This window comes from Crocosphaera sp., from assembly GCF_030064895.1.
Classification (GTDB): Bacteria; Cyanobacteriota; Cyanobacteriia; order Cyanobacteriales; family Microcystaceae; genus Crocosphaera.
In genome coordinates, this window is the sequence record NZ_JASJEB010000044.1 from 1 (window position 1) to 12,750 (window position 12,750).

Annotated in this window: 13 protein-coding genes and 2 pseudogenes; 12 read left to right on the forward strand and 3 right to left on the reverse strand. The window is 36.9% G+C overall.

Annotation, left to right across the window (positions count from 1 at the left end):
* The 12 genes and pseudogenes from QNJ66_RS11800 to QNJ66_RS11855 form a co-directional block, all read left to right on the forward strand.
* Positions 1 to 537 (forward strand): annotated as a pseudogene (locus QNJ66_RS11800) (hypothetical protein); the annotation flags it as partial.
* 126 nt (positions 538 to 663) lie between these two features.
* Complete coding sequence (locus tag QNJ66_RS11805) at positions 664 to 879, forward strand: ribbon-helix-helix protein, CopG family (protein ID WP_300506860.1); 216 nt, start codon at positions 664 to 666, stop codon at positions 877 to 879.
* A gap of 79 nt (positions 880 to 958) precedes the next feature.
* Entirely contained in the window at positions 959 to 1,996 is a 1,038-nt protein-coding gene (locus QNJ66_RS11810; protein WP_300506863.1) for an effector-associated domain EAD1-containing protein, read from the forward strand.
* Between the two features lie 13 nt (positions 1,997 to 2,009).
* Positions 2,010 to 2,438, forward strand: a complete 429-nt coding sequence (locus QNJ66_RS11815) for a hypothetical protein (protein WP_300506866.1) — start codon at positions 2,010 to 2,012, stop codon at positions 2,436 to 2,438.
* 26 nt (positions 2,439 to 2,464) lie between these two features.
* On the forward strand, positions 2,465 to 4,000 hold the full coding sequence (locus QNJ66_RS11820; RefSeq protein ID WP_300506869.1) for an effector-associated domain EAD1-containing protein: 1,536 nt from the start codon (positions 2,465 to 2,467) through the stop codon (positions 3,998 to 4,000).
* Positions 4,001 to 4,014: 14 nt separating this feature from the next.
* Positions 4,015 to 5,118: a MoxR family ATPase gene (locus QNJ66_RS11825; RefSeq protein ID WP_300506872.1), complete on the forward strand. Its 1,104-nt coding sequence runs from the start codon at positions 4,015 to 4,017 to the stop codon at positions 5,116 to 5,118.
* Positions 5,111 to 8,035 carry a formylglycine-generating enzyme family protein gene (locus tag QNJ66_RS11830; RefSeq protein ID WP_300506874.1) on the forward strand — a complete coding sequence of 975 codons (2,925 nt, stop codon included), beginning with the start codon at positions 5,111 to 5,113 and terminating at the stop codon, positions 8,033 to 8,035. Before QNJ66_RS11825 ends, QNJ66_RS11830 begins: the two co-directional genes overlap by 8 nt.
* A 189-nt stretch (positions 8,036 to 8,224) precedes the next feature.
* Complete coding sequence (gene avd, locus QNJ66_RS11835; RefSeq protein WP_300506877.1) at positions 8,225 to 8,599, forward strand: diversity-generating retroelement protein Avd; 375 nt, start codon at positions 8,225 to 8,227, stop codon at positions 8,597 to 8,599.
* Positions 8,600 to 8,608: 9 nt separating this feature from the next.
* On the forward strand, positions 8,609 to 9,679 hold the full coding sequence (locus tag QNJ66_RS11840; RefSeq protein WP_300506879.1) for a reverse transcriptase/maturase family protein: 1,071 nt from the start codon (positions 8,609 to 8,611) through the stop codon (positions 9,677 to 9,679).
* 208 nt (positions 9,680 to 9,887) lie between these two features.
* Positions 9,888 to 10,019 (forward strand): annotated as a pseudogene (locus tag QNJ66_RS11845) (formylglycine-generating enzyme family protein); the annotation flags it as partial.
* A gap of 137 nt (positions 10,020 to 10,156) precedes the next feature.
* Positions 10,157 to 11,023, forward strand: a complete 867-nt coding sequence (locus QNJ66_RS11850; RefSeq protein ID WP_300506881.1) for a formylglycine-generating enzyme family protein — start codon at positions 10,157 to 10,159, stop codon at positions 11,021 to 11,023.
* A gap of 166 nt (positions 11,024 to 11,189) precedes the next feature.
* The gene (locus QNJ66_RS11855) at positions 11,190 to 11,420 is read left to right on the forward strand and encodes a hypothetical protein (protein WP_300506884.1); all 231 of its coding nucleotides are present in this window, start codon (positions 11,190 to 11,192) and stop codon (positions 11,418 to 11,420) included.
* 42 nt (positions 11,421 to 11,462) lie between these two features.
* Here QNJ66_RS11855 and QNJ66_RS11860 read toward each other — a convergent pair whose 3' ends face one another.
* The 3 genes from QNJ66_RS11860 to QNJ66_RS11870 form a co-directional block, all read right to left on the reverse strand.
* Positions 11,463 to 11,885, reverse strand: coding sequence for a hypothetical protein (locus QNJ66_RS11860; protein ID WP_300506886.1), 423 nt, complete (start codon positions 11,883 to 11,885; stop codon positions 11,463 to 11,465).
* A gap of 100 nt (positions 11,886 to 11,985) precedes the next feature.
* Complete coding sequence (locus QNJ66_RS11865) at positions 11,986 to 12,147, reverse strand: PCP reductase family protein (protein ID WP_300506889.1); 162 nt, start codon at positions 12,145 to 12,147, stop codon at positions 11,986 to 11,988.
* Positions 12,148 to 12,312: 165 nt separating this feature from the next.
* Positions 12,313 to 12,507 (reverse strand): hypothetical protein, encoded by a 195-nt coding sequence (locus tag QNJ66_RS11870; protein ID WP_300506892.1) that lies wholly within the window; start codon positions 12,505 to 12,507, stop codon positions 12,313 to 12,315.
* Positions 12,508 to 12,750 lie beyond the last annotated feature (243 nt).

Here is a 12,750-nt window from a genome sequence, read left to right on the forward strand (position 1 = left end):
ATTCTCCCAACCAACGAGAGACAAGTTCGCCCATTGTCAAAGCTTAACCCTGACGAACAAGCAGAAGCCTGGAATGAAGCCGTCTCCCAAGTCGGAGGTAAAGTTCCTCCAGCCCGTGTTGTGAAAAACATTGTAGACAAAATCCGTGAACAGAAACCAGTTCCTAATCCTTGGCATAAAGGTGAAGTCGCTATGATTATGGTTAAAGACAATCCTGATTTACGGGGTAAAGGGGGGTGTTGGTGTGTTATCACCGAAGTTCATGACTTTAGTTGTACTGTCCGCTTATGGGATGGCAATTATCAAGTGAAACCTGAGAATCTTAAGGAGTTACCCTATTCCAACGAGCAGGAGGAGGAGGTGCGGAAATTGTGCGATCGCCTTTCAAAATTGTATGACCCTGAGATGGAGGAAACTGCTAAGGCTGTATTGGCTAGTTTAGGGAGAATAGACCGGCCTTGGTTGACTGAGCTTGAAGAAAGTCTATTATTGGTTTTAGAAACGAAAATCCTGCCTCGCTTAACTACTTTGAAATAGAGAAATTAAGGCGCGCGGCCTTCAAAACATGATTAGGGAGCGCACAATCATGTTTTGGAGGATTTAATGTGTTGCACATTGAGTTCCATTGAGTTACTTTAGAAGTATGATCTTGACTGTTCCAAAATGCAATCTCCTCATATTAGCGTCAGAATTCCCCCTAAGCTCAATGAGCGATTAGAAAGCTATATCAAAGACAACGGAGTTTCAAAAACCGAAGCCATTGTCACTGCCATAGCTCGATATCTCAACTGTGAGTCAGAAGTCCCCGTGATTCAGAGAATTGTCGAACTTGAGCAAAGAATGGCCAATTTAGAGACATTTGTTAACTACAACCATTAAATAGACTGTTTCCCTAACATAGTTATGGGATTTCCCATAGGGTTATCTCTAATAAAATCTGATCTTCGAGGACTGGAGGATGAAACTGTCTGGTGCAGAGTTAAAAAAGTTAGTTAACGCCATTGTTAGTGCTTATCCCACTAAATCGGATTTAGCAATGATGGTTCAATTTGAATTAGAAGAAAATCTGGAGGCGATCGCAGGAGGAAACAACCTAAAACAATTGGTATTTGATCTAGTAACAACGTGGGCAATACCTAGAGGAAAAATCTACCGTTTAATCTTAGCCTCTTACGAAACGAATCCTGAAAATCCAGAACTAAAAGACTTTTATGAATCAATTGTTTTAAAGCGGTTTAATCTGGAATCTTCTGTCAAAACCCATGATTTCGGTCCTAATATTAATTGGCAAGGGGAAACAGATGACATTCAACTTCAAAGTTGGCTGAAACCAGAATTGGACTATTGGGATGTCGGTTTTCTCAAACGGGCTATTGAACAATCAGCTTCAGTTTGTCGTCTGGAAATGCCGACTCGTCAGATTATAGGAACGGGAGTTTTAATTACCCCGAATAAGTTATTAACGAATTATCATGTTTTACGACCCAGTGAGGAAGACAGTCTCGAAACCAATGCTTTGAATACGGTTTTGAAGTTTGGTTGTTTTACCTCAGATATGGGGCAAGAAACAGAAGGGAAGTCTTTTAAATTAGATAAAGAAACTCCCATCTTATGTTTTAGTAAAACTGAAAACCTGGATTATGTTTTATTACAAATAGAACCATTAATTAGCCAAGACAAGAAGATAAAACCTGCTCGTTGGAGTCCCCAAAAACTTCCAATGGAAAAAATGGGTATTAATGTCTTGCAACATCCAGAAGGGGATTCAATGAAACTGTCTATTAGTCAAGATGGTGTCACAGGTGTTTATCAACAAAATGGCTTAGTTCAATATGTTAATAAAACGTCTTTGGGGTCTAGTGGTTCTCCTTGTTTTGATGAAAATTGGTTTTTAGTCGCATTGCATCATGCTCAAAGAGCGAAAACTTTTGGCACCATTAGAGAAGGAATTTTATTCTCTTCTATTTATCAAGAAATTCAGGATTTTTTAACTTAATTAAGGAGAATAAATGGGACGGAGAATTATTACCAGCCAACTAGAAGCAAAAACAGAAGGAGCCAAGCTTGATGGTTATTTTGATAAGTTACTTAAGTATATTCCTACCGAAATTGTTGGCGGTTGGATTGCTATTACAGGACTAATCAAAAGTGCCAGTAATATTCCCACAAATACAATTTTATGGATTTTGTTAGCTATCTTTACTGGGCTGACGGCTCTTTATATTCTGAAGCAGACAGAGGAAGCAAACAAACCAGCAGCTATTAAACAAACCACTATTTCTAGCATAGCTTTTATTGTGTGGGTATTTGCTATAGGAGAACCTTTTGATTCTTTGAGTTTTTATAATCCAATTTATGGATCAATTCTTTTGATTTTGTATAACTTAACTATTCCTTTAATTAATCCGATTGAAGTTATGCAAAACAAACGAGGTTGATAGTTTATTTCTGTGATGTCTTATTTATGAAATTATCTAGAAGTGATCAAAAAGAATTATGTAACGCCATCCGAAGTGCTTATCCTACAAAAGAAGCTTTGGAGCAATTTACATACTTTGAATTAGAAGAAAGTTTAGACAAAATTGCTGGTGGTAATAATATAACAGCAATTATTTTCAATTTAATAACTCAATGGGCAATTTCTCAAGGCAAATTAGAGGAGCTTATCGAAAAAGCTTATCATGATAATGAGGATAACCCAGAATTAAAAGATTTTTATAATAAAAAAATAAAGCCACCCCCTAGTATTTACAACGAGTTAGGAGGAGACGAGTTATCTTCTGAACGTTCTCAAATTATTTCAAAATGGAATGAATTATATGTAATTCTCAATAAAGTTAATGATAATCAATTAATTACTAAAATTTGTCAAGAAACTCTGAAAAATAGTCAAAATGACTTCTTGGGGACTTGCCCCGAATTATCTAACACTATAGATTTAAACAGCTTAAAAAAAATACTCTTAACTAAATTTCCTAAAAGAAATGATGATGTACCGACAATTATCGAATTTGCTGAAAGATTAAGCCGTTGTCAAATTGAGAAACCATTATCTAGTCAATTAGAGCAATGGATTCAGTCAATAGCCCAAGACTTTGATCTTGCTTTACCTACTTATGCTGATGAATCTGTCCGAGAGAATAATAATAATATATATATCTACTTTTTATTAATAACAGTTATCCCTAAAGGGAAAAATAAATTTGATCTAGAATCGGATTTATTGTCATACAATGCCTTAACAGATAGTTATCAATCCATTCCCAAATTTCTTGATTGTGAAAATAGAAACTTAATGCAGTGTGACTTTACAGAGATAAAAGATAAAGTCGGGGTACTAGTTGAAGTTTGTCAAGACTATCTTCAAATTCCTTATCGTCTTAATCTTGAATTATTTTTAACCTATCCCTACTTAGGATACGCCTTTGAATTTGATGAAATTGTTATTGATCAACAAAGAAATTCTCAGAGTTCTTTAGGAAAAGAATATCCTTTATTCGTAAGTTCGTATGATCGCTTTTCCAATAAAAAACATTATAATCAATTTCTGCTCAGATGGCGTAGTAATGTTCAAAATAAGTTAAAGCCTAATTTAGCTAAATTTATTGAATCTCTCAAAGAATTGGAAAGCTATAATCATCAAAATTTGGATGAATTAGCTAATCAGTGGGAAGTTCAGGAAATTATTGGGTTAAAAATCATGGGATGCTGGTATGATGAAGCTGATGTACAACAAGACTTATTTTATTATATTGTTAAAAGTGGCATTCCCTTAGTTTTATGGCTTAGGTCTAATGACTTAACCGATCCTAGAAAACAATTAAAAGATTTGTTAACACAACCTTTAAATAATTGGAATGATTTATTTGAACAAGTGTGGAAATGTCGTAAACAAGCTTACAAAAAGCCCGAAAAAATCGGTTATCATCTGGGAATTTTAGCGGATGATCCTCAGAGAATTCCCTCTCATTTTAAGCCTTTAATTGAAACGGGTAAATAACCAAGGAGACACTTATGACTGAAGATTGGCATTTATTTCGAGGCAATGGTCAACAACGAGAAAAAGCTACTGAGATTCTCAAAAATCTAGAACCTCCCCCTTGGCGGAAATTTGGTCAATGGTCAGACTTAGAAAATTCCCAAGAAATTAGAGACCGTTGGCCAGAAATTCGACAACTTGCCAAAAAAAGGGAAAGAGAACAATTAAGAGGAAAAAATTTTCGACTTTATACTGAAGCATCAGAAAATCAGGAACTTTCTTCTGATATTCGAGATGTGATTAATGCTGTCAATGCAGCTATTTATTTAAGAAGACCTTTGTTGGTAACCGGAAATCCTGGTTCGGGGAAGAGTACCCTAGCTTATGCGATCGCTCATGAATTAGACTTAGGAACAGTATTATCTTGGTCAATTACAGCACGGACAACCATTCAAGAGGGTTTATATCGTTATGATGCCATTGGGCGACTACAGGATGCTCAACAAGGGGAAGAGCTTCATATTGGAAATTATATTAAATTAGGAGCATTGGGGACAGCTTTTTTAGCGTCAGATTTACCCAGAGTCTTATTAATTGATGAAATAGATAAAAGTGATATTAATCTGCCCAACGATTTGTTAAATTTACTCGAAGAAGGGCAATTTCCCATTGATGAATTAGTGAGACGTTCTCCGAAAAATAACTCAGAAAAAAATGAAATAGAGCCTTTCACTATTAACACACAAGATGAAGGAATAGAGGCAGTAATTGAAGATGGTTGGGTTCGTTGTCAGGCTTTTCCTATTATTGTCATGACCAGTAATGGAGAACGAGATTTTCCGCCAGCTTTTAAGCGAAGATGTTTACGAATTACTATGCCAGATCCTAAAAAAGAAGGATTAGAAGCCATTGTTAAGGCTCATTTTGGTGACGAAAAATTTAACGAATACGCTGACATTATTAATTCCCTTATTAGTGAATTTCTTGATGAAGGAAAAGCGAATAAAATTGCTAGAAATCGGGCAACGGATCAACTACTTAATACCATTTATGTCTTAACTTGTTCCCTTAGTCCCAAAGCAAAAGATGAGGAATCAGTAAAAAATTTATTATTAAAGCGTTTATCGGATAATGATTGAAGAAAGTCAACTCAAACAATTAATAAATATCTTAGGAGAAGAGTTGGATTTAACTGGAGAAGACATCGCTGATGTTCTATGGTTGGCTGTACAAAGACAGAAGTATAATCGTAATTTAGTGACGGTTGAAACCAAGGAATCCGAGTCAACCTCTTGGTGGTCAAAATTCCAAGATTTAATCACTCAGCTTCAAGATTTAATTAATCAAAAAGACACAGAAAAAGCACAAGAAAAAACAGCAAAAACAACTATTTTTCAAAACAAATATTCGGTTCCCATCTATGGCGAAACCTCTACTTCAACTACTTCTACGACCAATAGTAGTCAGGTTTTACCCATTCGAGTCCCTGATGCTCCTTCCTTACGAGAACCCTTAGAAATCGCTCAAAGTTTTCGTCCTTTGATGCGTAAAATGGCAACGGGAAGAAAGGTTATTTTAGATGAAATTGCTACCGCCAAAAATATTGCTGAAAATAAGATTTATCTTCCTGTTTTAAAGTCAGAAACAGAACCTTGGTTAGATTTGGCTTTAGTGATAGACGAAAGCCCATCTATGTCGATTTGGGGACATACCATTAAAGATTTAAAGCGATTAGTTGAACATTATGGGATCTTTCGAGATGTCAGAACCTGGGGATTAGTCAGCGATGAAGCTGGTTTGGTTAAGCTGTTACCCCGTATGGGAACTAAGCGCAAAGTACAACGTTTTGCGAGTCCTCGTGAACTTCGAGATCCCAATGGTCGACGGTTAGTATTAATTGTCAGTGATTGTGTTTCCCGTTTCTGGCATGATGGTGCTATGATTGCGCCTTTGGAAATTTGGTCACAACAACAACCTTTAGCTATTCTGCAAATGTTACCTGACTGGTTATGGTTAAGAACTGGTTTAGGCAATGGTGCCTCAGTGTTGTTGAAAAGTTTAGCTCCAGGGGGTCCCAATCAACAGTTACAGATCGAGGAGTTATTATTAAGAAAAGATTTTCCTCTTTCAGAAGGCATTAAAGTTCCAGTTCTAAACTTAAACCCGGATTTGTCAAAGGTTTGGAGTGAAATGGTAGCGGGGAAAAGTGAGGCCATCTCATCAGGTTTTGTCTTTCCCCCACAGATGGAGTTTGAGGAAGACAGTTTACCGGAAATCGAAGTGGGCCAACTCAATGCAGAGGGAAGAATTACTCGTTTTCGTCAAACTGCTTCTCCTATTGCCCGTAAATTAGCAGGATTATTGGCTGCTGCCCCTGTTATTAGTTTACCGGTGGTGCGTTTAATTCAAGATACTCTTTTACCCCAATCAAATCAAATTCATGTAGCCGAAGTGTTTTTAGGGGGCTTATTAAAACCGCTAGTCCCCATTGAAGCCGATACGAACCCTGATGCGGTACAGTATGGGTTTATGGATGAAGGAATTCGTCAAATTTTCTTACAAGATGCTCCTGTTAGCGATTCGGCTGAAGTCTTTGATGCTGTTTCTCAGTATGTAGCTTACCGCTTAAATAGGTCTTTACAGCAATTTGTCGCTTTATTAAAAGCACCTCAAGACTCTTCTGAAGAGGAGGGTATAAAAGCGTTTGCAGAGGTGGCTATTGAGATTTTAAAAGGTTTAGGGGGAGATTATGCTAGGTTCGCTTTGGAATTAGAAGAACAGAGAACTCCATCATCACAATCTGTTGATTTTATCTCCCTTTCCCCACAACAATTACAACTATTAAATCTTACTTCAGAAGATTTACGCGTTTTTGATGTAAATGTAGCTACTTTCTCAGAAAGTCCAGAAACAGAAAATCTAGAGCTACTCAAATTTGAGACAATTTTTGTTAATAGTCGTGGTGAAACGGTTAAAACACAGCCATGTGAGGCTTACTACTATAAAGAATCATTGGACTTCAACATAGACTTTAACAACGTTGATGAAACCAGAGAAAAATCAGAAATTGATGGTGATAATAACCAAGATGAACAAACAAACCCAACAGTAGAACCTTTAACTATGATTTCTATCCCAGAAGGGGAGTTTATTATGGGTTCTCATTCTTCAGAAGAAGGTCGATATGACAGAGAAAGTCCACAACATCGGGTGAAAATTTCATCTTTCTATATGAGTCAAACCCCCATTACCCAAGCTCAATGGCGGGCGATCGCTTCTCTGGATCAAGTTGAAAAAAACTTAGAACTATCACCAGTTAATGATGGTGATGATGATCATCCTGTTACATACATCAGTTGGCACGATGCCATAGAATTCTGCGCTCGGTTATCTAACCATACTGGAAAACAATACCGTTTACCATCAGAAGCAGAATGGGAATATGCCTGTCGAGGGTTTCAACGTCCTCCAGAGTCTTTGCCTGAAATAGATGCGGGAGATCCTTTCGCCGATCTTTTGAACACAGAACCAGAAACTCTCAACATAGATGCTGGAGATCCTTTCGCCGATCTTTTTGAAGAAGACACAGAACCAGCAAATCCCATCAATACAAAAGTTTATCCTCCCTTTCACTTTGGAGACACTATGACTGATAAGTTAGCTAATTATAATGCGTCTTATACTTATGCCGATGAACCAGAAGGGCAATACCGAGGCAAGACGACCCCTGTAAGGTCTTTTAAACCGAACGCCTTTGGTTTGTACGATATGCACGGAAATGTCTATGAATGGTGTTTAGACCCCTGGCATTATGATTATAAGCGCGCACCTAATGATGGCAGTGTCTGGGATGAAGAAAATCAGCAAGAAGATTTCTATCAGGATATCGTAAAGAATATTAAGCAACTATTGACAGATAAACGAAATCATGTAGGTCGCGGCGGTTCGTACCACTATAATCCGCGCTATTGCCGGTCTGCGTATCGCAACTACTACGCCCACGCGCGCGATTACGATGGTTTTCGTGTTGTGTGTGTTCTCCCCAGGACTTCTTAGCACTCTGCCCTATTGCCCTATTGCCCTTTGCTCTCCGCCCAAAAATCGGCTACTTTACAAAAGTTAATATAATAGAAAAGAAAAGTAATAAACAGTTAAATTAATTGAGAATAAATGACCGTTTTTTCTGTCATAATCATAAATCTGTCTCCTGAAAATGTCTTCAGGAAAATAAAGGAAAAAACATCAATGAATGAATTACCAGTTATTCAGAAAACTTATGATTTTGTCAAGTGGTTTGTCCCGATTTTAAATAAGTTACCCCGTGACCATAAGTTTATTTTAGGGGATAGAATAATCAAAGAAGTTTACGAGTTATTGGAAGGGTTACTGAGAGCCAGATATGCTAAAGAGAAATTAACCCAGTTACAAGCCTTAAATAGCGAGTTAGATGTTCTTAGATATCAGACACGGTTACTGTATGATTTTGAATTAATTTCCCTTAAACGCTATCAATATATTAACCAGCAATTACAAAGCATCGGTGTCGAATTAGGAGGATGGATAAAACAACAGAAACAGTCCAACAGAAATCATTATCAAGAGACAGCTAATTTTAACTAAACTATAAGAATGAAGAGATATGGTAATCTTTATCCGAAAATTATTGAGTTTGAAAACTTATTTAAAGCAGCAAAGCAAGCACAATTAGGTAAACGATTTAAGGATAGTGTTTTAGAATTTAATGATAACTTAGAAGGAAATTTACTAAAATTAGAAAAAGAACTGATAACTCACACCTATCAACCAGGAAAGTATCATACTTTTAGAATTTATGACCCGAAACCACGATTAATTTCTGCTGCTCCCTACCGAGATAGAGTGGTTCATCATGCACTCTGTAATGTGATTGTCCCCTTAATTGAAAAAAGTTTCATTCCTGATTCCTATGCTAACAGAGAAGGTTATGGAAGTCATCGAGCTTTGAAACGGTTTATTGGCTTTGCCCGAAGTAGTAAATATATTTTACAATGTGACATAAAAAAGTATTTTCCCAGTATCGACCATCAAATACTTAAGCAACAGATTCGCCATTATCTAAAATGTCCAGAAACTTTATGGTTGATTGATGCTATCATTGATAATAGTAATGAACAAGAAGCTGTAAATGAGATATTTCCAGGGGATGATTTATTAACCTTAATAGAACGGAGAAAAGGTTTACCTATAGGTAATTTAACCAGTCAATTATTCTGTAATCTTTACTTGAATAAATTTGATCATTTTGTTAAAGAAGAGATTAAAGCTAAGAAGTATGTCAGATATGTGGATGACTTTGCTCTTTGTTCTGATGACAAGGATTTTTTAGTAACAGCTAAGCAAGAAATTGAAGCATATTTAACCACCATTAGATTAAGACTCCATCCTATAAAAAGTCAGTTGTTCGAGACAAAATATGGAGCCAATTTTTTAGGATTTCGGGTATTACCTCATCAAGTTAGAGTTAGAAATGATAATTTAAGGCGGTCTCGTCACAGATTAAGACAGCTACAATACGATTATCGTTATGGAGAAATCTCCTTGAAAGATGTGATACAAAGATTAAGCAGTTGGGAAGCACATCTCAAACATGGAGATACTTATCACCTCAGACAAGATATTTTTGACCATTGGACATTTCAGCGACAACACTGGGACTTCTGATAGCGGTTTTCAATTGGATAGATTATTCTCGATAACCCTGCGGTAACTTTGAACATATTACTTTGAGCTACTGATATGAAAACCGCTATGAGTTCTTTGGTAATTACTACCAAATCTAAAATATTTTAAGTTTCCAAAGAAAGTCTAAAATTTCCATAATAAGTAGCGACAACATTTGAAAATAAAGGATGGGACAGGCATGAGAAAACGCGGCGGTTCGTACAACAATAATCCGCGCAATTGCCGGTCTGCGTATCGCAACAACAACAACGCGCGCGATAACAATGGTTTTCGTGTTGTGTGTGTTCTCCCCAGCACTCTTCTATTCCAGAGCTTGTAAATGGGAATTTACAGGGAGCGTCCTGAAGAGTCCAGACCTGTTCCTGTGGGGTGAATAACTCCCGAAAATAAATCAGATTGGAGAGCCTAGTAGGGTAACACCGAAACGTTTTCCAATCTACTCATTTTTAAGAAAAAATGGCTCAACTGAGGGTAAAAAAAGAAGCAAAACGAGTTCAAGGGTTTGTAGAAGATTTGAATGGTGTTCCCTTGGATATGATACTCATTCCTTCTGGAAGCTTCTTGATGGGTTCGCCATCGGATGAAGAGGACAGTTATGACGATGAAAGACCACAGCATCAAGTAACCGTGCCGATGTTTTTTATGGGACGTTACCCCATTACTCAAGCACAATGGGAAGCCGTTGTTGCGATGCAACAGGTAGAAAAAGAACTTGATTCTAATCCATCTGGATATAAAGGAGATAAGCGGCCTGTTACTAATATTAGTTGGCATGATGCCATAGAATTCTGCGCTCGTTTATCTAACCATACTGGAAGACAATATCGTTTACCGAGTGAAGCAGAATGGGAATACGCCTGTCGTGCAGGGACTAGAACCCCCTTTCACTTTGGGGAAACTATATCAACCGACTTAGCTAATTATAATGGTTCAAACGATAAATATGGGGCTTATGGGAGAGGCGAAAAAGGGGTGTCTCGAGGTGAAATCACAGATGTCGATTACTTCGGTGTGGCTAATGATTTTGGACTAAGTGATATGCACGGAAATGTCTGGGAATGGTGTTTAGACCCCTGGCATGATGATTATAAGCGCGCACCTAATAATGGGAGTGTCTGGGATGAAGAAAATCAGCAGCAAGATCACTATAACCACATTGTTAATAATATCAAACAACTATTGACAGATGAGCGAAGCCATGTAATACGCGGCGGTTCGTTCATCAATGCTCCGCGCTATTGCCGGTCTGCGTATCGCTACCTCTACAACGCGCGCGTTTACTACCTCGGTTTTCGTGTTGTGTGTGTTCTCCCCAGGAGGTGAAGTAAGAAGTGTTTTTTTAGATAGTTCCAAGTGAGGTAGAATTAAGTTCAGTCTGGTTAGTAAAATGGTGAACAATCAGAAAATTTCTATTTAAGAAAAGACTAAAAAATTTGATAACGAAGCTAAAAACAATTAATTTATCATTGAAAATACCGAGTAATTAACGATGAAAACAATTCAGTTAAACGATCTAAAAAAAGACGCTTTATTAACTCAAAAAGAACCAATTGCCATAGAATATAATAACAAAATTGTTGGCTATTATAATCCTGTTATTAATTTCCAGGAAGCAAAAAAAGCAAAGGAAGAACTTGATAATATTATGGAAAAAGTATTGGAAAAAACAGGTGTGACTGAAGAAGAATATTTGTCAATGTTTATGAAGACTGAAGAGTAATGCGTTTTTTAAATATCCCTTGATTTAATAATTACTATTTTACTAATCTATAGGGGATTTAACAGGAGTTCCATTGAGAGTAATAGTGGGGTTTTGGTCACAAAGGCCAAACTTTGCTTGCCAACGTGAAGGAAAATTTGGGTCAATAAATGTAATCTCAAATCTACCCCAATGATAAGTAGGTTTACCATCAATTCCTTCTCTAAAAGTATCGCAACGACGAGAAGAAGTAGATTGTGTCCAATAACCGTTATAAGAGTCTCGATCCTTAAATTGACCCCCTAAACCGTCTATAAAAATATGTCCTCGTCCATCTCCATAACTCCAAACTGCCGTTTTGTTTCTATCTTCAAGATAAATTACGTTATATTCTTCTGTTGACCATACTTCATCTCCATAGGCATTTTTCGGCATACATAGAATATTTAAGAATACCAGTAACAGTAAAAAATAATTATGTTTCATCTGTTTTTTATTTTCATTAATTAATCTCACTAATGCCTTTTCTGATTCAATCTTATAAAAAGCATTTAATAAATATCATAGAAAAATTATACCAACTTTCTTATTTACTGCCAAACTTGGCTTTAGCTTGTTCATAAATTTCTATGGTAATTTCATTATGTCCTGCTTTTGTTGCCCATTTTTCGATCTTCTTACGGGCTGCCGGGCGTACAAAAAAAGGAATTTCTTTAAGTCTTGTTTCAGCTTCAGGAGTCCAGTTCATGAAAGGTTTGTCTTAATTTAACCCTTTTACTATAACCTAAAAACAAATAAAAAAACCTCGTCAAACGACGAGGTAAATAACAAGAGCAAACGGTCAAAAATTTTAATAACGGATAATGAATAATGAATAATGAATAATTATAGAGTGTTAATTATGTGTGAAGAATTAACGTCCCAATTTTTGAGAGTAAGAAACGAGTCCAGCACTAACAACTTGTCCGTAGTTATTGAGGCGTTCTTGTTGTCCGTTGCGAGTGGGGGCAAAAAATGTATCGGTTAAACCCATTGAAGCGAACATGACAGTAGCAGCGAGAATGATGTAGTTGCGGACGATGGTGGTGTTGTTGGTGGTGGTGAACATTTGTGTGACCTCTTTTTCTCTTGTTACCCTTATCTTATGAGGTCATCTGGGGTGATGTCAGTCCCAAAAACAAGGTAGATTCAGGGTTATGACCATTCCATGTTCTACTTATAAGTGGAATAAAGTGGAAAATGGTATTTAACCTGAGTTCGGAGTTCGGAGTTCGGAGTTCGGAAACAGAAATGATGTACACCACCACCATGAGAAGTCATACCAAATCCGGTTTAGATACCCCCCTTATCT

Bases quoted from the DNA above. Each gene is read 5' to 3' on its own strand.
- QNJ66_RS11805 (WP_300506860.1), top strand. From the start codon at position 664: ATGCAATCTCCTCATATTAGCGTCAGAATTCCCCCTAAGCTCAATGAG.
- QNJ66_RS11810 (WP_300506863.1), top strand. From the start codon at position 959: ATGAAACTGTCTGGTGCAGAGTTAAAAAAGTTAGTTAACGCCATTGTT.
- QNJ66_RS11815 (WP_300506866.1), top strand. From the start codon at position 2,010: ATGGGACGGAGAATTATTACCAGCCAACTAGAAGCAAAAACAGAAGGA.
- QNJ66_RS11820 (WP_300506869.1), top strand. From the start codon at position 2,465: ATGAAATTATCTAGAAGTGATCAAAAAGAATTATGTAACGCCATCCGA.
- QNJ66_RS11825 (WP_300506872.1), top strand. From the start codon at position 4,015: ATGACTGAAGATTGGCATTTATTTCGAGGCAATGGTCAACAACGAGAA.
- QNJ66_RS11830 (WP_300506874.1), top strand. From the start codon at position 5,111: ATGATTGAAGAAAGTCAACTCAAACAATTAATAAATATCTTAGGAGAA.
- avd (WP_300506877.1), top strand. From the start codon at position 8,225: ATGAATGAATTACCAGTTATTCAGAAAACTTATGATTTTGTCAAGTGG.
- QNJ66_RS11840 (WP_300506879.1), top strand. From the start codon at position 8,609: ATGAAGAGATATGGTAATCTTTATCCGAAAATTATTGAGTTTGAAAAC.
- QNJ66_RS11850 (WP_300506881.1), top strand. From the start codon at position 10,157: ATGGCTCAACTGAGGGTAAAAAAAGAAGCAAAACGAGTTCAAGGGTTT.
- QNJ66_RS11855 (WP_300506884.1), top strand. From the start codon at position 11,190: ATGAAAACAATTCAGTTAAACGATCTAAAAAAAGACGCTTTATTAACT.
- QNJ66_RS11860 (WP_300506886.1), bottom strand. From the start codon at position 11,885: ATGAAACATAATTATTTTTTACTGTTACTGGTATTCTTAAATATTCTA.
- QNJ66_RS11865 (WP_300506889.1), bottom strand. From the start codon at position 12,147: ATGAACTGGACTCCTGAAGCTGAAACAAGACTTAAAGAAATTCCTTTT.
- QNJ66_RS11870 (WP_300506892.1), bottom strand. From the start codon at position 12,507: ATGTTCACCACCACCAACAACACCACCATCGTCCGCAACTACATCATT.